This window comes from Halalkaliarchaeum desulfuricum, from assembly GCF_002952775.1.
GTDB classification, from domain to species: domain Archaea; phylum Halobacteriota; class Halobacteria; order Halobacteriales; family Haloferacaceae; genus Halalkaliarchaeum; species Halalkaliarchaeum desulfuricum.
Map to the genome: position 1 here is coordinate 1,369,146 of NZ_CP025066.1, position 22,788 is coordinate 1,391,933.

General features: G+C 66.1%; 21 protein-coding genes. 14 read left to right on the forward strand and 7 right to left on the reverse strand.

Translation table 11 applies throughout. From position 1 onward, the window contains the following. Positions 1 to 84: 84 nt before the first annotated feature. The 7 genes from AArcSl_RS06770 to AArcSl_RS06800 are packed head-to-tail and all read left to right on the forward strand — an operon-like array spanning position 85 to position 7,378. A complete protein-coding gene (locus AArcSl_RS06770; protein WP_119816791.1) occupies positions 85 to 2,472 on the forward strand; it encodes a type II/IV secretion system ATPase subunit in 2,388 nt (795 codons plus the stop codon). Next, on the forward strand, positions 2,469 to 4,391 hold the full coding sequence (locus tag AArcSl_RS06775; protein ID WP_119816794.1) for a type II secretion system F family protein: 1,923 nt from the start codon (positions 2,469 to 2,471) through the stop codon (positions 4,389 to 4,391). Before AArcSl_RS06770 ends, AArcSl_RS06775 begins: the two co-directional genes overlap by 4 nt. Next, positions 4,388 to 5,131, forward strand: a complete 744-nt coding sequence (locus AArcSl_RS06780) for a DUF7289 family protein (RefSeq protein WP_119816797.1) — start codon at positions 4,388 to 4,390, stop codon at positions 5,129 to 5,131. Before AArcSl_RS06775 ends, AArcSl_RS06780 begins: the two co-directional genes overlap by 4 nt. Then, positions 5,124 to 5,660, forward strand: a complete 537-nt coding sequence (locus AArcSl_RS06785; protein ID WP_193588507.1) for a DUF7266 family protein — start codon at positions 5,124 to 5,126, stop codon at positions 5,658 to 5,660. The genes AArcSl_RS06780 and AArcSl_RS06785 overlap by 8 nt, the downstream gene beginning before the upstream one ends. Next, entirely contained in the window at positions 5,657 to 6,370 is a 714-nt protein-coding gene (locus AArcSl_RS06790; protein ID WP_133412136.1) for a DUF7263 family protein, read from the forward strand. Before AArcSl_RS06785 ends, AArcSl_RS06790 begins: the two co-directional genes overlap by 4 nt. Positions 6,371 to 6,380: 10 nt before the next feature. Next, a complete protein-coding gene (locus AArcSl_RS06795) occupies positions 6,381 to 6,830 on the forward strand; it encodes a DUF7262 family protein (protein ID WP_119816802.1) in 450 nt (149 codons plus the stop codon). Further along, positions 6,827 to 7,378, forward strand: a complete 552-nt coding sequence (locus AArcSl_RS06800) for a DUF7261 family protein (protein ID WP_119816805.1) — start codon at positions 6,827 to 6,829, stop codon at positions 7,376 to 7,378. Before AArcSl_RS06795 ends, AArcSl_RS06800 begins: the two co-directional genes overlap by 4 nt. A 10-nt stretch (positions 7,379 to 7,388) precedes the next feature. Here AArcSl_RS06800 and AArcSl_RS06805 read toward each other — a convergent pair whose 3' ends face one another. Together AArcSl_RS06805 and AArcSl_RS06810 are read right to left on the reverse strand one after the other, a co-directional pair. Beyond that, complete coding sequence (locus AArcSl_RS06805) at positions 7,389 to 7,973, reverse strand: hypothetical protein (RefSeq protein ID WP_119816808.1); 585 nt, start codon at positions 7,971 to 7,973, stop codon at positions 7,389 to 7,391. Between the two features lie 20 nt (positions 7,974 to 7,993). After that, positions 7,994 to 8,761: a nucleotide-binding protein gene (locus AArcSl_RS06810; RefSeq protein ID WP_119816811.1), complete on the reverse strand. Its 768-nt coding sequence runs from the start codon at positions 8,759 to 8,761 to the stop codon at positions 7,994 to 7,996. A gap of 137 nt (positions 8,762 to 8,898) precedes the next feature. On the opposite strand from AArcSl_RS06810, the gene AArcSl_RS06815 reads away from it, so the two are divergent. From AArcSl_RS06815 to AArcSl_RS06825, 3 genes are read left to right on the forward strand one after another with little or no spacing between them, the layout of a single operon-like run. Continuing rightward, positions 8,899 to 9,177: an eL43 family ribosomal protein gene (locus AArcSl_RS06815; RefSeq protein WP_119816814.1), complete on the forward strand. Its 279-nt coding sequence runs from the start codon at positions 8,899 to 8,901 to the stop codon at positions 9,175 to 9,177. A 2-nt stretch (positions 9,178 to 9,179) separates the two neighbouring features. Then, on the forward strand, positions 9,180 to 9,314 hold the full coding sequence (locus AArcSl_RS06820; RefSeq protein ID WP_119816817.1) for a DNA-directed RNA polymerase subunit P: 135 nt from the start codon (positions 9,180 to 9,182) through the stop codon (positions 9,312 to 9,314). A gap of 28 nt (positions 9,315 to 9,342) precedes the next feature. Next, positions 9,343 to 9,624: a KEOPS complex subunit Pcc1 gene (locus AArcSl_RS06825; protein WP_394337322.1), complete on the forward strand. Its 282-nt coding sequence runs from the start codon at positions 9,343 to 9,345 to the stop codon at positions 9,622 to 9,624. A gap of 19 nt (positions 9,625 to 9,643) precedes the next feature. Here AArcSl_RS06825 and AArcSl_RS06830 read toward each other — a convergent pair whose 3' ends face one another. Then, positions 9,644 to 11,446, reverse strand: coding sequence for an acyl-CoA carboxylase subunit beta (locus AArcSl_RS06830; RefSeq protein ID WP_119816820.1), 1,803 nt, complete (start codon positions 11,444 to 11,446; stop codon positions 9,644 to 9,646). Between the two features lie 386 nt (positions 11,447 to 11,832). After that, positions 11,833 to 12,306, reverse strand: coding sequence for a DUF7282 domain-containing protein (locus AArcSl_RS06835; RefSeq protein WP_119816823.1), 474 nt, complete (start codon positions 12,304 to 12,306; stop codon positions 11,833 to 11,835). A gap of 169 nt (positions 12,307 to 12,475) precedes the next feature. On the opposite strand from AArcSl_RS06835, the gene AArcSl_RS06840 reads away from it, so the two are divergent. Next, the gene (locus tag AArcSl_RS06840; RefSeq protein ID WP_119816825.1) at positions 12,476 to 13,402 is read left to right on the forward strand and encodes a sulfide-dependent adenosine diphosphate thiazole synthase; all 927 of its coding nucleotides are present in this window, start codon (positions 12,476 to 12,478) and stop codon (positions 13,400 to 13,402) included. A gap of 17 nt (positions 13,403 to 13,419) precedes the next feature. After that, entirely contained in the window at positions 13,420 to 14,205 is a 786-nt protein-coding gene (locus AArcSl_RS06845) for a DUF7001 family protein (RefSeq protein ID WP_119816828.1), read from the forward strand. Between the two features lie 132 nt (positions 14,206 to 14,337). Here AArcSl_RS06845 and AArcSl_RS06850 read toward each other — a convergent pair whose 3' ends face one another. Both AArcSl_RS06850 and AArcSl_RS06855 read right to left on the reverse strand, forming a co-directional pair. Continuing rightward, positions 14,338 to 14,592, reverse strand: a complete 255-nt coding sequence (locus tag AArcSl_RS06850; protein ID WP_119816831.1) for an acc operon protein — start codon at positions 14,590 to 14,592, stop codon at positions 14,338 to 14,340. A gap of 9 nt (positions 14,593 to 14,601) precedes the next feature. Next, positions 14,602 to 16,152 (reverse strand): acyl-CoA carboxylase subunit beta, encoded by a 1,551-nt coding sequence (locus tag AArcSl_RS06855; RefSeq protein ID WP_119816834.1) that lies wholly within the window; start codon positions 16,150 to 16,152, stop codon positions 14,602 to 14,604. Between the two features lie 147 nt (positions 16,153 to 16,299). Between AArcSl_RS06855 and AArcSl_RS06860 the strand changes: the two genes are divergently transcribed. Both AArcSl_RS06860 and gltB read left to right on the forward strand, forming a co-directional pair. Beyond that, positions 16,300 to 17,157, forward strand: a complete 858-nt coding sequence (locus AArcSl_RS06860) for a translation initiation factor eIF-2B (RefSeq protein WP_119816837.1) — start codon at positions 16,300 to 16,302, stop codon at positions 17,155 to 17,157. 135 nt (positions 17,158 to 17,292) lie between these two features. Beyond that, on the forward strand, positions 17,293 to 21,852 hold the full coding sequence (gene gltB / locus AArcSl_RS06865; RefSeq protein WP_119816840.1) for a glutamate synthase large subunit: 4,560 nt from the start codon (positions 17,293 to 17,295) through the stop codon (positions 21,850 to 21,852). Positions 21,853 to 21,872: 20 nt separating this feature from the next. Here gltB and AArcSl_RS06870 read toward each other — a convergent pair whose 3' ends face one another. Further along, positions 21,873 to 22,673 (reverse strand): DUF7547 family protein, encoded by an 801-nt coding sequence (locus tag AArcSl_RS06870; protein ID WP_119816843.1) that lies wholly within the window; start codon positions 22,671 to 22,673, stop codon positions 21,873 to 21,875. Between the last annotated feature and the right edge of the window lie 115 nt (positions 22,674 to 22,788).

The following is a 22,788-nucleotide window of genomic DNA, read 5'->3' on the forward strand; positions in this document are numbered from 1 at the left end:
TGTTAATTTTACATTCTATTTCCGGATACTAACACTTAAATACCGAAACGAATCAATCCGAAATATCCACGGAGCGGTCTGTCGATGGATGGGACGCAAGCCCGATCTAAGGGCACAGCCGAGGGATCGTCGTCGAGCGCCGGACGGGACGCGAACGGAAGCGGAACTGTGACCGTACCGCCGCCGGAGCCGCCGGACAGTCCAGACGCGTGGTACGCGCCGAACGTCCGCGCCCAGTACGAGGTTATCGAGGGCGTCGTCGCGACGATCCGGGAGACCGGCGGAAAGTTCCGGTACGACGTCCGCGAACCGGGGCTTGCGACCGCCGGCCGCGACGGCCTCCGGACCGCCCGGGAGTACTTCTCGGCGGGGAGTCACCGCCGACCGTTGACGCGGGAGGGTGCAATCGAGCGCGCCAGGAGGGGCTTTGCCCCCAAATACGAACGGGCGCTCGATCGCCTGCTCGACGTCTCGCCTGCGGCCCGGCGACGGATCGACTATCACGCCCTCTCTGCGTTGCGGCTGTTCGACGATCTCACTCCGGTCGCGCTGGACGGACGCGTCGAGGTCGCCGACGTCGGGGACGACGCAGAACTCGTCGTCCACACCGATCGGTTCGCGCCGGTTCATACGGGCTACGCCGGCGACGCCAGGTTCGCCGAACGCGTCGCAGGCGAGCGGCTCGGCACCTACAGCGTCGAGTTCGCGGGGTTCGAGGTCGACGTCGTGATCTACCGGGAGCATCTCCTCGGTTCCGACCAGTTCACGACGAAATACGCCGTCCTGGAGCCGGATCTGCTGCCGGGCGACGAACAACTCATTCGGGAGTGCAAGCAGCGCATCTGGGAGACGAATGTCACCCGCGTGCTGGAGGATCGCGGATCGTTCGTCGAGGAACGGGCCAGACAGTTCCTCTCCCGGCGGCTCACCGCCCGAAACACCCGGGCGTGGCTCGATGCCACCCGATACCGCCTCCGGTCGGCGCTTGCGGCGTACGACCTGGCGGTTCCGCCCGTCGATTCCCGGTTCGCGCCGGACCGTCTCGACGACCTGGTGTACTACGTGCTGCGGGATCTCGTCGGACAGGACATTCTCACCGTACCGATCCGGGATCCCCATCTCGAGGACGTCGAGGCCAATCGGATCGACGAACGGGTGAAGGTGATCCCGCGGACGGGAACGCTCCCGTCGGCCAGCGTCGGCGGCGACCGCGTGCCGACGAACCTCCGGTTCGACGAGGAGACCCGGTTCGTCAACGTCGTTACCCAACTCGCGGCCCACGACGGCACCGAACTCAACGCCGCAACGCCAAGCGCGAAGGTGAACCTCGACCTCGACGGCGTCGAACAGACGGTCCGCTGTGCGGTCGCGCTGCCGGTCATCAGCGAGGACGGTCCACACGTTTCGATCCGAAAACAGGCGACTGACATCCTCACACCCGTCGATCTCGTGGAGAACGATACGCTCTCGACGGAGCTGGTTACGCTGCTGTGGCTGCTGTACGAACACCACGGAGTCGGGCTGTTCTGCGGTCCGACCGGGGCCGGCAAAACCACACTCCTGAACGCGCACATGTCCTTCGTCGGGTTCGACGATCGACCGATCAGCATCGACGAGGGTTCCCGTGAGGTCGTGTTCCCCCACGAGACGGGCATCTCGCTTTCGACCCGGGAACACGAAAACGAGTACAAGCGCGTCACGATGGCGGAGTTGATGACCGAGACGAACTACCTCACTCCCGACGTCGAGGTCATCGCGGAGATCAACACGCCGGCGTCGTTCGAAACGTTTGCTGAGACGCTGAACACGGGCCATGGGCTGTTGGGAACGCTGCACGCCGAAGACGTCGAGACGCTGGTCAACCGGCTGATCGAACAGGGAGTCCCGTCGTATCTGCTCTGCGAGATCGACCTCGTGGTGTTCCCCCGTCACGTCGACGGCGAGCGGTACGTCGGACGGATCGTCGAGTTCCTCTCGGCGTCGGAGTTCGAGGAGCTTCCCGAAAGCGCACTGGAAACGACCCCGGACGATCGGGCCGGCACCGTCTCGAAGGGACGAAGCGAAATCCACTGGAACACGGTCGCCTGGAGGACGACGGACGGGGAGTTCCGACTCGCCTACGACCACCCGGACCTCCGGACGGGAGACGAAACTGGAGAACCGACCGCCTCCGACCGCGGCCGACCGGAAAGCGGGACGACAGATCCAGGCGAGGAACGCGTCGGATTCCGGTTTTTCCACCGGTTGGCCGAACGAACTGACCGCCCGGTGTCGGCAGTCGAACGGGAGTTCCACCGGAAACACCGCTACGTCGAGTATCTGGTCCGGGAAGGGGTCACCGACGTCGACGAACTGTTCTCCTTCCTGGCCGACCTGACTGCCGACGAGGCGGCGACCGTCGAGCGCGTGAGCCGCGGACGTTCGGGGACAGAGTCAGCAACCGGTCGTTCCCGGCCGGGGGACGGCCGATGAGTGTCGATGCCGACGACAAGCGACTGTCGATTCTGGACCGCGCGCTGTACGCGCTGTTCGCCCGCCACGCGGACGGAACGAAACACGCCACGGCCCGCCGTCGATATCGGGCAACCGATCTGCGAGTCAGTTTCGACGTGTTCCTGTCCCGGCTGTACGCCCTGTCGTGGCTGCTGGCATCGTTCGCCTGCGTTCTCGGCGTCGGGTTCCTCCTTGCTGTTCCGGACCGCACTCTCGCCGGCGTCGATGCGATCCTGCTCCGGATCGCCAGCGTACAGCCGTTCACCGCCGCCTCGCGGCTCTCTATCGCCGTCGGATTCGCCGCCGTCCTCGCGGTCGCGATCAAGGTGACGACGATCCGGGTCGGTGGGCTGTATCTCCGGTGGATGGCGACCGCCCGCCGAACCGACATCGAACGGACGCTCCCGGGTGCAGTTCGGTACCTCCACTCGCTTTCCTCCGGAAGCGACGACGCCCGCGAGATGCTCCGACGGACCGCCCGAAACGACGCCTACGGCGAGACTGCAGTCGCCTTCAGGAAAACGCTCAACACCGCGGAACTCACCGGGAGCCTCGACGCCGGATTGCGGCGGGTCGCACGTGACACGCCCTCCAGAGAGTTGCTCGCACCGTTTCTGCTCAAGTTCCGCGAACACGCGATGCAGGGCGAGGACGCACTCGAGAGCTACCTCCGCATGGAAAGCCGGATGTTGAGCCACCGTCAGGAACGGGCCCGCACTCGGGCCTCCGGCTACCTCGAACTGCTCGCCGAACTGTTCGTCGTGTTGCTCGTGTTGCCCGCCCTTTTCGTCATCGTTCTCACAGTGATGAGCGTGCTCGCGCCCGGGCTGGCCGAGCGGGTGTCGACGCCGGTCGGTCCCGTCAGCATGCGGGCGCTGGCCGTCTACGGGAGCGCCGGGTTCATCCTGCTCGTCGGCGTCGCGGCGGTGCTGGTCGTCGAGAGCGTCCGCCCGGACGACCAGCACACGAGCTACGTCCGTCCGAACGCCGCGATCGCGACGCTCAAAACTGCACGGCGGAACCCCGCAAGCGCGGCAGTCGTCTTCCTCCCGCTCGGGATGGCCGTCGGGATCGTCGCCGCGCAGTCTGGAACCGGGGCAGTAAACGCGTTCCTCGCGGGGTACGTCGGATACGGGCTACCCGTCGGGTTCGTCGCGCTGCGGCGGGCACGGCTCGACGACGCCAAAGACAGGGAGATCCGCGACTTCGTTCACGCCGTCTCGGGACACGTCTCGCTGGGACGACCGTTCCCCGAGGCGGTTCGGATCGTCTCGAAGGAGGTCGATCTCGGGCCGCTCGACGACGACGTCGCCGATCTGGGGTTCAACCTCGGACTCACCTCCGCTCCCGAGGGCGTTCGGGAGCGGGGCGTCACCACAGGCGGGACGCTTCAGGGCACCTCCGACAGGCGAACCGCCGCGCTGGACCGGTTCGTCGAACGGGTGGGAACACCGCTCGGGGAACAGACTGTCGGGCTCGTCACCGGCGCACTCGAGGCCGGCAGCGACACCGAAACAGTGTTCGAGAACCTGCAATCCGAGATCGGTCGGCTGTACCACGAAAAGCAGTCGCTGCGGTCGGCGATGCTCGTGTACGCGGTGGTCGGCTGGACGACCGCGGTGCTCATCGTCGGCATCGTCGTCGCAGTCAACCAGTACATCGTCGACGGGTTCACACAGCTTTCGTCGACGCCGGGGACGGCCGGGTTCGCGCTCGATCCAGCGACGATCGACCCCGAGCGCGACGGCTTCCGGTTTTACGTCGTCACCCAGGCGACGATGCTCGCGTCCGGCTGGTTTGCCGGGATCGCCTCCCGCAACCGGTACGAGGCGCTGTTGCACTCGAGTGTGCTCGTCTGTATTTGCTATCTCGTCTTCGCGGGAGTGGGTGCGGTATGAGCCGGCAACCGATAAGCGGTAACTCCTCCGTTCGGGCCCAGTCGGAGGTCGTCGGCGTGGCGCTGTTGCTCGGGATCGCCGTACTCAGCCTCGGTGCACTCACCCTCACCATCGGCGTCGCACTCGAGGAGAACGCCGCCGCCGCGGACGCGAACGCGGTCGCCACCGATCTCGAGCAGGGGATCGAACCGGTCACGGCGACCGGCACCCGCGAATCGAGCCTGTCGTTTACCGATGGGACGCTTCGAACCACCGAACGGACGGTCCGCGTCATCGAGGACGACGAGGTGATCTCGACGTGGGACGTCGGCGCGATCGTGTACGAAACAGACGGCCACCGGGTGATCTCTCTCGGCGGTGCTGTCGTGGAGTCCCGAGGGGAATATTCGCGTGTCCACGAGGGGCCACCGGTGGCCGCATCCGAGGGGGCGTTCCTCGTCGGGGTCGTCGAGATCGACCCAGTCGAATCGGTGTCGCACGGCGGCACCGGAGCCTCGACGCTCACGCTCCGGACGACCGTCTCGCACGACCGCACCGAACTCGGCGACGGCGAGTACGCCGTCGCGGTCGAGACCACGACGCCCGACGCCTGGGGACGGGAGTTCGAACGACAGGGGGCGTCCACATCGGTCGAGACGTTCGAGGGAGACGACGAGCCCAGCGTCGTGGGACGGTTCGAGGGAGAGCGAACGGGCTACGTCGTGATTCACGACGTCGAACTCGAGGTGTTCCATGACTGATCCGGCCCCGTCGAAAGGGTTGCACCGACGGCGGGAGCGAACAGACCGGGCGACAACCGCGGTCGTCGGTAAGACCCTCGAGGCGGCCATCGTGGTGCTTTTCGTTGGCCTGCTCACGACGACGTTGCACGCCGGGATCGCCCCCACCTACGAGCGCGCCGCCGGCGAGGAGGTCGCCGACAGGGTTCTCGTGGCCGCAAGCGACGAGATCGAACGGGCGGCCCCGCCCGATCGACAGGGCACCGAACGTTACGGGCTGGAGATGGAACGGCGGGTGGATCTGCCCCCTCGGATCGCCTCCGGAAACTACAGAGTGACCGCCGACGGGACCACGCTGCGGCTCGAGCATCCGGAAACGGAGATCGAGACGGCAGCGGAACTCGCGGTTCCGGCGTCGGTGACGGACGTCACCGGAACCTGGCGAAGCGGGGCGGAAACGATACTCGTGATCGAGGCCGAACGGGGCGAAGAGACCACCCACGGGGACGGAGAGACGATCGGCGTGACGATCCGGCTGGTGAACCGATGACGCCCGGACCCGACGGCCGAGGGGGGTCGACTGAACCGGTCCGGGGGCAGGCCAACATGGTGAGCCTCGCTGTCGCGCTGCTCCTGCTCGTTGGGGCCGCCGGAACGGCGATCGCGATAGCGCACGGATCGCTTGCAGCCGCCGAGCGCGAGCCGGCAGAACGGAACGTAGCGACGGACCTCGCCGACCGTCTCGTCTCGTCGGATGCCCCCCACGTCCGTCGGGAGAACGTGCTCGATCGGAACGAAATCGAGGCGCTCTCGGTGACCGATGTCGAGTCGCTAGCACCCGGGATCGAGGACCGCCCGTTCCGGATCCGGATCGACGATCGGACGCTGCTCGAGCGGGGTGAACCAACGGGCGGAACGAGGGTCGAACGCCTCGTCGTCCTCGCCGCGGACGACGAACGGACGTACCGACTCGATCTCGAGGAGGACGAAGCCGTGACGGTGCCTCGTCGGACGGACGAGCTCCAGGTGACCGTCGAGCCCGAAAACGACACCAGCGTGTCGACGATCCGGGTCAACGACCGCGTCCTCCTGTACGATCCGGGCGGGCTCGAGGGAACCGCAACGGCGTCGGTCCCCTGGACTGCGACACTGCGGGTGACCGTCCAGGCGGAGGGCTCGGACGGCACTGTGGCGATAACCGCGACGCCGGAGACGACGGCGAAAGCGCATCTGGAGGTGACCGTCGGTGCCGAGAGGTGAGCGGCCCCGGATGGGACACGATCGACGGAGGGGATCCGGGTCACACCGGGGACAGCTGTCTATCACGCTGATCGAGGCGATCGTCGGGGTCGTATTCGTGTTCGGGGTCGCCGTCACTTTCGGGATCGGCGTGCCTGCGGCGGGAGCCGACACCGCACAGCTGGACCGGTACGCGACGGACACGGTGACCGTCCTGGAAAACGAACCACCGCGACACGTCGGCGAGACGCGGCTCACCGAACTCACCAGGTCGGCGTCCGGCTTCGATCGCGAACGGGACGCACTCGAGCGGCGTGTCGGCCTGATCCTTCCGGACAACGTGTTCTATCGAGTGAACGTGTCGGGGCCGGACGAAGCCTACGGCGCTGTCGGTCAGGAACGCCCTCGCGGCGTTCCCGTTGGATACGCGGCTGTGACGACCAGACACGGAGAAGTCGAGCTGTGGGTGTGGTACGGATGACAGACGAACACCGAGTCGGGGGGATTTCCCCGGACGAACGCGGACAGTTGGTGCTCGTCGCGGCGGCCGTGATCGCGCTGGCGCTGGTTCCGATGGCGTTTGCGTACCTGCAGCTCGGCTATCACGGCGACGTCGGCACCGACGTCGAACCGGCTACCGAGCTCGCCGACGCCGAACGATCGCTGGAGCGGGCGGTCGAACACGCCAGCGTGGAGATCGATGGCGAGTACGACTGGGATCGGCGGGAGGCCGGGGTCGACGCGTTCCAGGACGTGCTCGACGACGACATCGACACGATCGAACGGCTGGGACACGCCGAGGGCGTGGTGATCGAGATCGTCAACGGTGCGGAGCCGGCCGCGACGTGGCGGGAGGGGACCTGCCCGTCCGGCCCGATGCGCTCGTTCGGCCCCTGTGAGCTGATCGACAACGTCGTCGTTCAGGAGCGGGCCGGAGAGACCGCGGTGCTCGCGGCGGGGTTCGAACTGCGACTCGCTACACCGGACGACCAAGCGACGGTGGAGGTGGTCGTGGTCATCTTCGAGTGAGTCGACCGAACTACCGGTCGTCTGCGAACTCCTCGGTGAACCCCCACTCGTCGGCTCGACGTTTCGCCTCCGCCCGCGCTTCCTCCTGGATCGCCGCCACGCGCTCCTCGTCGGCCAGAAACGACTCGAGCGGATCCGCTTTCCCGTCCGACTCCCCGACGTCGGGTGCCTGTCGTCGGGTCGCCCCAGCGAGGTCGGCGTCCCTGGCCAGCTGTTCCGCCGGGGCACCCGGCGGGACGCGGAAGGCGTCGGCGCCGTCGGCCCCGTGGAGCGAGCTGATCGCCTCCGGATCGGTCGCGTACCGTTCGACTCGGTAGGGTCCCGGATCAGCGAGCCGGGCGAGCGCCCGGGATCCCCGTTCGTCGGCGGCGACATCGTACACGAGCGTCGGGACGCCGTCCTCGAGCGTGAGCACGCCGTGGACGTCGCCGTCGAGCAACAGCGTCTCCTGCGGTTCCAGGAGGACGTATCCGGTGAGTGCTTCCTCGAGTGCTCGCCGGAGGGAGACACCGAGATCGGTGACGACCCGGGAGCTGAGCAGCTCACCCTGTGGAACGTGGAGCCCGCGTGATCTATCGAGCGTCGGGGGAGTCATGGCGATCGAGTCGGGTGCTGTCAGTGCGTCTCCGGGACGACGGCGCTCGTGAACCGGGCAGCGACGTCGTCAGCCCGCCCCGTCCGGGGTTCGAGCGCGTCCGCTGCCTCCCGATAGGCGTTTGCGGCGGCCGAACCGGGCGCGTGTGCGAGGAGGGGTTTCCCGGCACGGCGAGCCCCCCTGACCGCGTCGCTTTCGGGAATCGCCGAAAGCGTGGTGCCGCCGAAGTAGCGTTCGGCCTTCCCGGCGATGTCCCCGAGTTCTCCCCGAACCCTGTTGAAGAGGATCCCCGCCGTCTCCGTTCCGTACGAGCGGGCGTACTCTTGAGCCTTGAGCCCGTCCGACAGCGACGGAACCGTCGGCTGAAGGACGACGACGATCCGGTCGGCAAGCACCAGCGGAAGCACCGCGGATTTCGACCCCAGCGCCGCTGGCGAGTCCAGCAGGAGTACGTCGGTTTCGCCCCCGAGTTCGGCGACGACGTCCCGAAGGCGGGCCGGATCGGCGCGCTCGAACGCCGCGAGGCTCGTCCCGCAGGGCACGACCCGCATCCCGAACCGGTCGTAGGTCGCCTCCCGCACGTCGGTCCCAGTTCCCTCGATCAGCAGGTCGTGGAGCGTCACCTCGACGTCGTCCAGCCCCGCGTGAAACAACAGGTTCGCCATCCCGGTGTCCGCGTCGACGACCGTCACGTCGTAGTCGGCGGCGAGCGCCATCCCGAGCGCGAGAGTGCTCGTGGTCTTTCCGGTCCCCCCTTTCCCGCTCGCGACGGCGATGGCTTCGACCATACTCGCCATCGCTCGTTCCAGGGATTAAAACCACCGTTCTGTGTCTCGAATATATCCGCGTCGGACCCGCTCGATAGCCGATGACACGCTCCGGCCGACTCAACAAGTTTTTACGCGCGCTGCCGATATCGAACTGTATGGCTAAACAGAAGGCCCGATCGGTCGGCAGCGCCGGGCGCTTCGGCGCGCGATACGGGCGCGTCTCCCGCGTTCGCGTTCGCGACATCGAAGACGAGATGCGCTCTGCGACCGTCGACGGCAACGACGTAAAACGGATCGGTACAGGTATCTGGGTCGACGAGGAGACCGGCGAGACGTTCACCGGCGGGGCCTACCGCCCCGAGACGCCCGGCGGAACACAGGTCAAACGTTCGATCCGGGCCGCGCTGTCCAGCGACGAAGACGACGAGGAGTAACGATGGCGTACAAGTGTTCCCGCTGCAAACGGGACGTCGAACTCGACGAATACGGCGGCGTCCGCTGTCCGTATTGTGGTCACCGCGTGCTGTTGAAGGAGCGCGGTGGCGGCATCCAGGAAGTCGACGTCGAGTAACCTCGAACACACCGCCGCAAACCGGGGGATGAACCGCGTGACCGACATTCATTCTGCGACGCTGTCGTTCGTCTACCCCGACGAGGAGGCCGCGAGACTCGTCGCCGACGCCGTGGTGGTCGAACAGGACGAACTCGACGACGATCGGGCCGGCGCAACCGTCGCCCGGACGGATCGAACCGTCGAGGTGACCGTCGACGCGAGCGATCTGGTCGCGTTACGTGCCGGGATCAACAGCTGGGTCCGGCTGGTCGACGTCGCCGAACGCGCAGACGGGGTCGCAAAGGGAGCCGGCGACGCCGACCGGTGAGCGCTGCCCTCGAAATAGTTCAAAGGATTGTCCCGTGTTTCTTGTCGGGGACATCCTTCTCGATATCCGCGTAGAAGTCGAACCGAGCGACGAGTTCGTCCCTGAGCGCCGAGGGCGGCACGATCTCGTCGATGACGACCTCGCTCGCCATTCGATGGACGTCGATATCCCGTCGGTACTCCTCTCTGAGTTCGCGTTCGCGGCGCTCGCGTTCCTCCGGATCGTCGATTTCGTCGAGTTTTCGGGCGTACACCGCGTTGATCGCCGCCTCGGGCCCCATGATGGCTATCTCGCCCGACGGGAGGCCGATCACGCTCTCGGGGTCGTACGCCGGCCCGCCCATCGCGTAGATCCCGGCGCCGTACGCTTTCCGAACGATCACGGTCTGCTGGGGAACCGACGCCGCGGCGGTGGCGTAGATGAACTTCTTGCCCTCTTCGAGGATCCCGTCCTTCTCCACCTGCGAGCCGGCCATGAATCCCGGCGTGTCACACAAATACAGCAGGGGGATCTCGTAGGCGTCGCAGGTCCAGATGAACTCCGCGGCCTTGCTCGCGGAGTCGGGAAAGATCGCCCCCGAGCGCTCGGTGGGCTGATTGGCGACGACGCCGACCGGGCGGCCGTCGATCCGGGCGAGGGCAGTGACGATCTCGCTGCCGTAGTCGGGCCGCAGCTCCAGAACGGATTCGGCGTCGACGATCCGCTCGATCAGGTCGTGGACGTCGTACGGCCGGTTGGGCTCTGCGGGCACCAGTTCGTCTATACCGTCGGGGCTGTACCGGGGCGGCGTCGGCTCCGATCGCGGCGGCTTCTCGCCGGCCTTATCCGGGAGATACGAGATCAGGTTCGCGACCAGTTCCCGGGCGTGCGCCTCGTCGCGGGCGACGAGATCCGCCGAGCCGGAGTGGCGGGCGTGGACCGCCGGGCCGCCCAGTTCCTCCAGGTCGATCTCCTCGCCGGTCACCATCTTCACCATCCGGGGGGAGGCGATCGCCATCGCGGACATCCCCTCGACCATGATCGTGAAGTCGGCGAACACCGGCGTGTAGGCGGCCCCCGCGATACAGGGGCCGTACAGCACGCAGATCTGGGGGACCCGGCCGGACAGCATCGAGTGGTTGTAGTAGTACTTCCCGATCCCCTCGCGGTTGGCGAAGAATCCGGTCTGCTGGTCGATCCGCCCGCCCGAGGAGTCCATCAGATACAGCACGGGTTTGCCGGTCTTGAGCGCCCGCTGTTGCATCCGGAGGAACTTCTCGACCCCGTGGGCCGCCATCGAGCCGGCCTTGACGGTGAAGTCGTTGGCCATGAAGTGGAGGTCCCGCTCCTCGAAGGTGGCTGCGCCGGTTATGAGCCCGTCCGCGGGGAGTCTGTTCCCCTCGTCGTGCTCCTCGACCTCCGGGCTGTTCGGATGCCACGCGTCGAAGTGTGCGAACTTGCCGTCCTCGAATCTGAGGCCGGTCGGCGCCTCGCCGTCACCTCCGTTGTCGGCCTCGGTTACGACCGGTCCGTCCTCCTCGCCGAACCACAGCTCCAGCCGGTCGCGGACGAACAGTTTGCCCTGTTCGGGGAGACGGTCCCGGTACTTCTCGGGCCCCCCTTCGAAGATATCTTCGATCTCCTCGCGCAGGGCGGCCTCCCGCTCCGTCGGACCGAGGTCGTCCTCGAGGGGATACTCCGTTTCCGGCGGGGTCGCCGTGGCCGTCGGCTCCTGTTCGTCACCGACATGGACCTCGATCTCGACGGCGAGATGTTCCGCGAGGGCGGCGGCGATCGCTTCCGCCTCCTCGTCGGTCGCGCCCGCTCCGACGTGCACTTTCATGACGGTCACTCCTTCCGGCGGTCGCAAATTCTTTTCCCTCGACCTTTTTTGGCGGGGGCCTCGCTCGCGCGCGGCAGAGCCGCGCGCTTCGCTCGACCCCCGCCAAAAAAGCTCGACCAAAAAAGCCGATAGCTCGGGCCTCCGGCCCTCGCTATCGGTATGACAACTTCTCTTTTTTACCTTGGCTCATCTCTCACTGGGTTCGCTCGGACTTCTCGCAAAACGTTCGATAACAGCGGTCTCCGCGGGGCAACCCCGCTCTTCGAACGCACACCGTGACAGAGTTGGATCGACGTCCGGACGCACGGGATCCGTCACCAGCGAACACATTCGGAAAGGATCTGGCGTTCGAACTGAACGGCTCCAGTAGAAATCTGGCGTCGGCGCTATCGAGACCGATCTGCCTCAATGAATCTAACATCGGCTTTCTGGCGGATCTCTGGTGGACAAATCTTGTCGTCGCCATTGTCCACCTCATGGATCATCGCTACCAGTTCCTCGGTACCTGCCTCATCAGGACTCTTATCCAGAGGTACCGTTATTCCTCCATAGTGGCCGGGATCGAGGATGTCGGTGTCGCCGTAGATTTCGTGCATGTCCGGACAGCCCGAATCCGACATGTTCCCCATGTCGTGATCGTGTGTTTCATGCACCATGACGAAGCCGCTCTCGGGGAGATGCGCGCTGGCGACGAGCACGCTCGGTTCTTCGACGTCCAGGCGGCGCGTTTGTTTGTTGAACTCGATACGGAATTCGTCCGGATCGTGACTGGCAGTTACTGTTCCGCTACTGAAGCCAGCAAGCGCAATTCCGGTCACGCCGATACCCCGGAGCAATGATCGTCTAGTTTTTGGTTGCATGTCATGCTGGGAAAGGGTTAATTCCTTATAACGGTACCGTCGCCGGATGCTCTATTGACGTCCGAAAACGCGTGAGACTGTGGACCAATTCTGCTGTTTCGCCTCGCTTGGAAGATCCCATTCTTCGAGACAAACTATTATTGTTCACCAGGTAATATCACCGAGTGTTATGAGCTCCGAGACCGAACAGTTCAGCGACGTCGGCGAGGCGGACGTAACACGCGCGATCGGCCAGGAATGGACCGAAGAGTTCATGAACTTCTCTGACAGCGACGTCATCGTCGTCGGGGGTGGTCCCTCCGGGCTGACCGCAGCGAAGGAACTCTCCGAACGCGGCGTGAAAACGATGGTCGTCGAGAAGAACAACTACCTCGGCGGCGGGTTCTGGCTGGGTGGGTTCCTGATGAACAAAGTCACCGTGCGAAGCCCCGCCCAGGAGGTCCTGGATGAACTGGATGTCGACTACAAACGCGCTCGGGACACCGAAGGGCTGTACGTCGCCAACGGGCCCGAAGCGTGCTCTGGACTCATCAAGGCCGCCTGCGACGCGGGAGCGAAGATCCAGAACATGACCGAGTTCACGGACATCGTGATCCGCGAGGACCACCGCGTCGGCGGGATCGTGATGAACTGGACGCCGGTGCACTCACTCCCCCGTGAGATCACCTGCGTCGACCCGATCGCGGTGGAGGGCGACCTCGTGATCGACGCCACCGGACACGACGCCGTCGCGGTCAAGAAACTCCACGAACGGGGCGTCCTGGACGCGCCCGGTATCGACCACGCCAGCACCCACTCGACAGGGATGGACCGGACGGACGCCGACGAGTACGGTGCACCCGGTCACGACTCGCCCGGTCACGATTCGATGTGGGTCGGCAAAAGCGAGGACGCCGTCGTCGAACACACGGGGCTCGCCCACGACGGGCTCGTGGTGACGGGAATGGCCGTGGCCACGACGTACGGCCTGCCACGCATGGGACCGACGTTCGGCGCGATGCTGCTTTCGGGCAAGCGCGCCGCCCAGTCCGCCATCGACGAACTCGGGATCGACGCCGAGCCGGTCGAAATGACCCCCCAGGCGAGCGCCGACTAACCTCCAGGATCGTCGGTATGGTCGACGACGTCTTCCTGTACCGTGCACCGACGACGGTTGCAGATGCCGAGGAGATCGCCGACTGGCTGCGGGATCGGTTCGTCGCCGACGTCGAGGTCCGCGAGCACTTCCTCGACCGGTATCGCGACGCCGATCTGGCTCGCGATTTCGCCGGCGCTCGCGTGCTGTCGCCGTACGACCGCGACACTGGCAACGAGATGCTCGGCGTCGTCCGCTACGAAAAGCGGGCCCTCGACGATCCGGACCGGGCGGGCGGCGTGCTCTACGACGGGTTCGCCGTCCGGAGGTTCCTCGAACGCCGCCTGCCCGAAGCGGAACGATCGCTCGATCGACTCCACGTCGCCCTGCTCGATCGGGCTCTCGGGACCTGGGACGAGGACGGCCGCTGGCACAAACGCGTAACCGTTCTGGGCCCGCTGACGCTGATTTCCGTCCCGGGTCTCTACGAAGCGCCGGCCAAACCGGAGTCCTACTACCGGGCGAAACAGACCCACGCACTCCTTTCGGGAGACGCGCCACCCCGAGAAGTGCTGGAAACCGAAATCGACGGCGAGTTCCTCGTCGAGGACGACCCCCGGACGACTGACGCTTTAAAAGGATACGTGCTACAGGCGATACACCTGCTGGAAACCGGCGAGGCGTTCTGCGAGGAGCCACAGTGCCAGCTCTACAACGCCCATCATCAGGAAGAACTGGTCGACGCACAGCTACGCGATCCGGAGTTCTGTACCGACCACGAGGAGCTGTACGGCCGACGTTCGACCACGGTTCAGACAAAATAACGAGGACCCCCACCGCGAGCGACCGCAGGGAGCGAGCGGGCCAAGAGCCGACCAACGGGAGGCTCGCAGCGCTTTTGGTCGAGCTTTTGCCAGGGAGCGACCGAAGGGAGCGACCGCAGCAAAAGGTCGTTGTTAGAACCGATCCCGGCGCCCGCTGGCGGTCCAGGGATCCGTCGGCGTCCCCTCCCGGAGTCGGAAATCGCGCGCGCCGCGGGTGCCGAGACCCTCGATGCGACCCGCGAACGCCCATCGCTTGTCGTCCCAGGTCGGCTCCGAGTCGGCGGCGGCTGCCGCGGCGGCCGCCCGATCCCGGAGATGGGCGCCGATCGCCGCGGCGATCGCCGCCGCCTCCTCGTCGGACGCGTCCTCGGGAATGTGGAGTTGCATCGTCGATGCTTAAATCGGGATGTTGCCGTGTTTCTTTTCGGGGAGGCTCTTCCGCTTTGAGAGCAGCATCTCCAGGTCGTCGATGAGCCGTTTGCGCGTGTCCGGCGGCTCGATTACGTCGTCGACGAACCCCCGATCCGCAGCCGTATAGGGATTGGCGAACTCTTCGCGGTACTCGTCGATGAGCTCCTGCCGACGGGCCTCGGTGTCGCTTGCGGCCTCGAGCTCCTCGTCGTAGAGGATGTTGACAGCCCCCTTCGGCCCCATGACCGCGATCTCGGCGGTGGGCCACGCGTAGTTGACGTCGCCACCGATGTGTTTCGAAGACATCACGCAGTAGGCGCCGCCGTACGCCTTCCGAGTGATGACGGTCAACAGCGGCACCGTCGCCTCCGAGAAGGCGTACAGCAACTTCGCGCCGTGGCGGATGATCCCGTTGTGCTCCTGGTCGGTGCCGGGCATGAAGCCGGGGACGTCCTCGAAGGTGAGGATCGGGATGTTGAACGCGTCACAAAAGCGGACGAACCGCGCGCCCTTCTGTGAGGCCTCGATGTCGAGCGTGCCGGCGTTGACCCGGGGCTGGTTGGCGACGACGCCGACGCTGTAGCCGTCGAGGCGGACGAACCCGACGACGATGTTCTGTGCGAAGTTCTCGTGCACCTCGAAGAACGACCCCTCGTCGACGACCGCCTCGATCACCTCGACCATGTCGTACGGCTTCCGGGGTTCGTTGGGCACCAGCTCCGAAAGCTCATCGGGGGTGCGTTCGGGATCGTCCCACGGCTCCACGCGGGGCGGGTCCTCGACGTTGTTCGCCGGGAGGTACGACAGCAGCCGGGCGATGTCGTCGAGCGCACCCTCCTCCGAGTCGGCCGCAAAGTGGGCGACACCCGACGTCGAGGAGTGAGTGACCGCGCCGCCGAGCTCCTCGAAAGAGACCTGCTCGCCGGTCACCGTCTCGATCACGTCGGGGCCGGTGATGAACATGTGGCTGGTGTCTTTCACCATGAACGTGAAGTCCGTGATCGCCGGGGAGTACACCGCCCCGCCGGCACACGGCCCCATAATTGCCGAGATCTGGGGGACGACCCCCGACGCCTCGGTGTTGCGCCGGAAGATTTCGGCGTAGCCCGCAAGCGAGGCGACGCCCTCCTGAATACGCGCGCCGGCGGAGTCGTTGAGCCCGACCACCGGCGCACCCACGTCCATCGCCTTGTCCATCACCTTGCAGACCTTCTCGGCGAACACTTCGCCCAGGGAACCGCCGAAGACGGTGAAGTCGTGGGCGAACACGAACACCGTCCGCCCGTTCACCTCGCCGTAGCCGGTGACGACGCCGTCGCCCGGGATCTGCTTTTCCTCCATCCCGAACTTGTGGGTCCGGTGAGTCCGGAACTGGTCGAACTCGTGGAACGTCCCGTCGTCGAGGAAGTAATCGATCCGCTCCCTGGCGGTCATCTTCCCCCGCTCGTGCTGGGCCTCGATCCGCGCTTCGCCGCCGCCTTTCTCCGCGTTTTCGCGTCGGCGACGGAGCTCCTCGATACGGTCGTCGGTCGTCATCCGGGATCACTCCGCCTCATTGCCCCAACGGTCTGTGAGGCGGGGGATAAGAATTCCGGGACCGAACGAACGGACGGGCCGACGAGCGATCCGGGCCAGCGCCGAGAGCCCACAAGCTATTCATCCCCTGCTGGCGACCGATCGGACATGATCGACGAGACGGTCGCCGAGATCGAGGAGATGCGCACGCACAGCTCCTCGACGGTCGCGATCAAAGCGACCCGGGCGTTCGAGGAGCTGCTCGATCGGGAGTACACGTCGCGAACCGCCTTCGAACGAGATCTCGAACAGAACGCCGGGGTGCTCCGCCGGGCGAACCCCTCACACGCCACCCTCCATAACGCCGTCCGAGAGCTCGAGGATGCAGTCGTCGGGAACGCCGACGACGTGGCGTCGGCGAAGGAACTGCTCCGGGAGACCATCGACCGCGTGATCGACGACGTCGAATCCGGGAAAGGAACCGCCGCCGAAAACGCTGCGGAAACGTTCGTGGACGGCGAGACGATCCTCACACACGACTTCTCGACGACCGTCCTGGCAGCAGTCGAAGACGCGGCAACGTCGGGGTGCAACCTCGCTGTTTACGTCACGGAAGCACGCCCCAGGTATCTCGGCCGGAAAACGGCCCGAACGCTCGCCGGAATCGACCGCGTGGAGCCGACGCTCACGGTCGATTCGGCAATGGGACACGCCCTCCGGAACTGCGACCGCGTGGTGCTGGGCATGACCTGCATCGTCGAGGAAACCTACTACAATCGCGTGGGAACGTTCCCGATCGCGGCGACCGCACGCCGGCTCGACGTTCCGGTAGTCGTCGTCGGCTCCGGCGCCAAGGTGGTCGGCGAGGAATTCGTCTTCGAAAACGAGTTCCGGTCCGGAAGCGAGGTGATGCTCGAACCCGTCGAGGGCGTGACGATCGAAAACCCAACCTACGACGCCATTCCGCTGTCACTCGTCGATCGAGTGATCACCGACGAAGGGAGCTTCGAACCCTCCGACCTGTAGGTCGACGGCCGGATCCTCCCGTGAACATCCATGTCGAACAAGGAAGAACAATGACCTTATATTCCCTAATGTGTGGGTTAGTGCCCCTATCCCATTTATGAGAGACCCTTTATACGACGGTTCCGGAAACCGGGTATGACCGAGCCACGTAGTGACACACCCGACTCGCGGGCGGGGCTCGCCGCGCCCGACGACGACCGGTCGAACTGCGGCGTCGGCGTGATCGTCGACCTCGACGGCGACGTCGACCACGACAACGTCTCCGACGCGCTGGAACTGCTCGCGAACCTCGAACACCGCGGAACCACCGGAGCGGAGCCGAACACCGGCGACGGCGCCGGGATCATGCTCCAGCGGCCGGACCGGTTTTTCAGGGCGAAGGTGAACGCCGACCTGCCCGACGAGTACGCCGTCGGCAGCTTTTTCATGCCGCAGGATCCGACGGTGCGCCGGCAGCTCCAGGAACTCGTCGAGGACGCGCTGTCGGAGCACGACCTCGAGGTGCTCACCTGGCGGGACGTACCGACCGACAGTGCGGAGCTGGGCGCCACAGCCCGCGATCAGGAGCCGGACGTCTGGCAGGCGTTCTGTGCGCCGGAAGACGACGATCTCGGGATCAGCGCCTTCGACCGATCGCTGTACGTGGCCCGGAATGCGATCGAATCGCGAGCGATCGACGTCGACGGCGCCGAACGGTTCCACGTGCCGTCGCTCGATCGCCGGCGGGTGATTTATAAGGGATTGCTGAAAGGGACGCAGCTTTCGAGCTACTACCCCGATCTGACGGACGAACGCGTCGAAAGCGGCGTCGTCCTCGTCCACGCGCGGTTCTCGACGAACACGCTCGGGGCGTGGCATCTCGCGCACCCGTACCGGACGATCATTCACAACGGCGAGTTCAACACCATCCAGGGGAACATAAACTGGATGCGGGCGCGGGAGACCGACCTGTCCCATCCGGAACTGGACGAGCACCTCGACACGATCCGGCCGGTCATCGACGACCCCGAACAGTCCGACACCGCCTCGGTCGACAACGCACTGGAGCTGCTGTTGCAGGGCGGCCGCGAACTCCCGCACGCGTTGCGGATGCTGGTCCCCGAGGCGTTCCGCGGCGACTCACTGATGGACGAGGACCGCAAGGACTGGTACGACTTCCACGCCTCGCTGGTGGAGCCGTGGGACGGGCCGGCGCTGGTGGTCGGATTCGACGGCGAGCGGGTGGCGGGCGTACTCGACCGCAACGGCCTCCGGCCCTGCCGGTACGACGTCACGACCGACAACCGGCTCGTGATGGCCAGCGAGGCCGGCGCCCTCGAGACGGATCCTGCCGAGATCGAAACCCGTGGACGGCTCCAGCCCGGCCAGCTGTTCGTCGCCGATCCCGACGAGGGTCGGGTGATCCCCGACGACGAGGTGTTCGAGGAGCTCGTCGACGAGAAGTACGGCGAGTGGGTAGACGAAGAACAGCGGGCCCTCGAAGAGGTTGTCGCCGGGATCGAAACGGAGACGGACGACGACGCCCCCATCGAATCGCTTCGCGCCCACCAGACGGCGTTCGGCTACACCACCGACCAGCTCGATCACCTGCTCGAGCCGATGGCCCGCGACGGAAAGGATCCGGTCGGGTCGATGGGGGACGACACCCCGCTTTCGGTGTTGTCGGAGTTCGACCGGCCGCTTTTCACCTACTTCAAGCAGCTGTTCGCGCAGGTGTCGAACCCGCCGATCGACTACATCAGAGAGGAGCTCGTCACCTCCCTGGAGTCGCGGCTCGGCCACCAGCGGAACCTCCTTGCAGAGTCACGGGACCACGCCCGGCAGCTCGTCTGCGAGACGCCGGTGCTCACCGACGCCGAAACCGCGGCGATAAAGCGGCTCGGCGAGGGGGACGACGACCGGTTCGAGTCGGCTGTGATCGACGTCACGTTCGGCCCGGAGGAGGCCCTCGAGGACGCGATCGAACGGATCCGGGCGGACGCACGCGAGGCGATCGAGGCCGGCGCCGACCTGCTGGTGCTGTCCGACCGGGAGGTCGGTCCCGAGCGGCTCCCGATCCCGAGCCTGCTGGCAACGGGTGCGATCCATCACGACCTCGTCCGTGAAGGGCTCCGCAACCACGCCGGGCTGGTCGTCGAGTCCGGGGATCCACGCGAGGTTCACCACCTCGCGACGCTGGTCGGCTACGGCGCCGGCGCTGTCAACCCCTACCTCGCGTACCGCTCGATCGAGGATCTCGTCGCGGGCCCCGACGGTGCCGACACAACGGAGGCGGTCGCCGCCTACCGGACGGCGCTGGAGGACGGCCTGCTGAAGACCATGGCCAAGATGGGGATATCGACGGTCGAATCCTACCAGGGGGCCCAGATCTTCGAGGCGGTCGGGCTCGACTCCGGGCTCGTCGCAGAGTACTTCGAGGGAACGGAGATCCGGACCGAGGGGATCGACCTCGCACGGATCGAACTCGACGTCCGCAAGCGGCACGCCGTCGGCTTCGGGAGCGACCCGAAACTCGAAACCCACGGAGAGTACGAGAACCGCTCGTCGGGGCTCCACCACAGCTGGAACCCACAGACCGTCGGCACGCTCCAGCAGGCGGTCCGATCGGGCGACTACGAGACCTACCAGGAGTTCGCAGAGCTCGTCAACGACGAGTCCGAGACCCTCCACACGCTGCGGGGCTTGCTTTCGTTCGACTCCGATCGCTCGCCGGTTCCGATCGAGGAGGTCGAGCCGGTCGAAGAGATCGTCCAGCGCTTCTCGACGGCCGCGATGAGCCTCGGGAGCCTCTCGCCGGAAGCCCACGAGAACAACTCGATCGCGATGAACCGGATCGGCGGGAAATCCAACACCGGAGAGGGCGGGGAGCCCCCCGAACGGTTCGACACCGAAAGAGAGTGCAACGTAAAGCAGGTGGCCTCGGGGCGGTTCGGCGTCACCAGCCGGTATCTCCAGTCGGCCGACGAGTTGCAGATCAAGATGGCCCAGGGGTCGAAGCCGGGGGAAGGAGGCCACCTCCCCGGGAAGAAAGTAAACGAGATGATCGCTCACGTCCGCCATTCGACCCCCGGTGTCGGGCTCATCTCCCCGCCGCCCCAGCACGACATCTACTCGATCGAGGACCTCAAACAGCTGATCCACGACCTGAAAGCCGCGAATCCCGAGGCGGATATCAACGTGAAACTCGTCGCGGAGGCGGGGATCGGAACGATCGCCGCCGGCGTTGCGAAGGCGAACGCCGACGTCGTCCACGTGTCCGGCCACTCGGGCGGCACCGGCGCCTCGCCGAAGACGAGCATCAAAAACGCCGGCGTTCCCTGGGAACTCGGTCTCGCGGAGACCACCCAAATGTTGCGGGCGACTGGGCTCCGCGACCGGATCAGGGTCTCGACCGACGGCGGCCTCCAGACGGGACGCGACGTGGCCGTGGCGGCACTTCTGGGCGCCGAGGAGTACGTCTTCGGAACCGCCTCGCTGGTCACCTCCGGCTGCGTGATGGCCCGCCAGTGCCACGAGAACACCTGTCCGGTCGGCGTCGCGACCCAGCGGGAGGAGCTGCGCCAGCGCTTCCCGGGACAGCCCGATCACGTCATCAACTACATGACGTTCATCGCCCGTGAGCTGCGGGAGATCATGGCCGAGCTCGGCTTCCGGTCGCTGGAGGGGATGATCGGCCGGCCGTCGCTGCTCGTCCAGCGCGAGACGGACCACCCGCGGGCGAAGGCGCTGGACCTCTCTTCGGTCGTGGCCGAACAGGCCGGCGACAGGCGCACCAAGACCCGGCCACAGTCCCACGTCGACGTCGACGACCAACTCGACTGGGAACTCATCGACGCCACCGATGCGGCAATCAGCGACGAGGAGGCAGTGTCGCTCTCGACGGAGATCTCTAACGTCGATCGGGCTGTGGGTGCGACCCTGTCGAACCGGGTGTCGGCCGAACACGGGGCGTCCGGGCTCCCGCCGGAGACGATCTCCGTCGACTTTTCGGGGATCGCCGGACAGAGTTTCGGGGCCTTCCTGGCCCCCGGCGTCGCCTTCGAACTCGAGGGAGCGGCGAACGACTACCTCGGAAAGGGGCTCTCGGGCGGGCGGGTCGTCGTTCGGACGCCGAGCGAGGCCGCATACGATCCCGCCGAAAACGTCGTCGTCGGCAACGTGGCCCTCTACGGCGGGACGGACGGCGAATGTTACGTCAACGGTGCCGCAGGCGAACGGTTCGGCGTGCGCAACTCCGGAGTGAAAGCGGTCGTGGAGGGGCTGGGCGATCACGGCTGCGAGTACATGACTGGCGGCGTCGTGGTCGTGCTCGGGGAGACGGGGCGGAACTTCGCCGCCGGGATGTCCGGCGGCGTCGCGTACGTGTACGATCCCGACGCGACGTTCGAACAGACGGCCAATACCGGGATGGTGAGTCTCTCGCAAGAGCTTACAGACCGCGACGAACGGATGATCCGGCGGCTGGTCGAAAACCACCGGGCGCTTACAGGCTCGTCCAGAGCGGAGGAACTGCTCGACGCATGGTCGGGTGTTCTCGACGACTTCGTTCGCGTCTTCCCCGACGCCTACGCCAGGGTAATCGAGGAGGAGGGCCGGGACGATGTCCGAAAAGAACTCCCAGCGAGTGCGGTCGCCGCCGCCAGCGCCGAGTCAGACTCCGTTCACGCCTCCGACGACGCGACGACCGTCCGGTAGCGACTCGGCTCCCCTGGACGCTATTCGTCGGCGTTCGTGCCACTCTGTTCGTCGGCGTCGGTATCCTCCGTGTCGTCGGTATTGCCATCCCCGATCGCGTCCGGATCCCGGTTTTCGCCGTCGTCGAGTTCGCGCTTTATCGATTCGAGCTCCGCGTCGACGTCCACTTCCGGTTCCTCGTCCGGTTCGGCTTCGTCGTCTGCGTTCGGTTCCTCGTCTGCGTTCGGATCGTCCCCGGCCTCGGCTTCATCGTCGGGTGACTCCCCGGTCACGTCGATCGTCACTGCCCCCGACGGGGCCCTGTCGTTCCTGCCGAGATCGCTCGAACCAGCGTCCCGTCCCGGGCCTGTACCCTCGCGGTCTTCCTCGAGTTTCCGTTCGATCTCGCGGCTCAACTCCCTGGCGTCCTCGATCACCGACCGCGCCTCCGGCTCCTCGGGCAGGTTCTCGTTGGCCTCCGAGAGCGCGGTTCGCAGCTGGGAAAGCGCCGAGGAGAGCTGGTTCGACGCTTCGGTTCGGGCGCCCGACAGCCGATTCCGTGTTTCGCGGCCGGCCCCGCCGGCGTCGATTCCGGACCGGTTCGGATCTGCGAGTCTGAGTACCGCCTGCAACAGCTCCAGCGATCGGATCGTCGCCTCGAGCATCGCGATCACTGTCGGGATCGTGTACCGGTCGGTGAACCGCAGGAGCTCACCCGGGGTCGGCGGCCGCGGCAACCCGCGACTCCGCCCCTCGGCTCGCAGCTCGGTTCCGAGTTCGTCCAAGGTCGACTCCAGCTCCCCGAGTAGCTCGCGGAGTTCCTCGTCGTCGCGGGCGGACATATCCCCTCGTTGGTGCCGAGGGCTGAAAAGCCCCGCTCCCGTGGGTCGTGACAGCCGCGTCGCACACGCTCGAGACGACAAACTTCGGGGCGGTCGTAAACTCTAAATTTGTTTA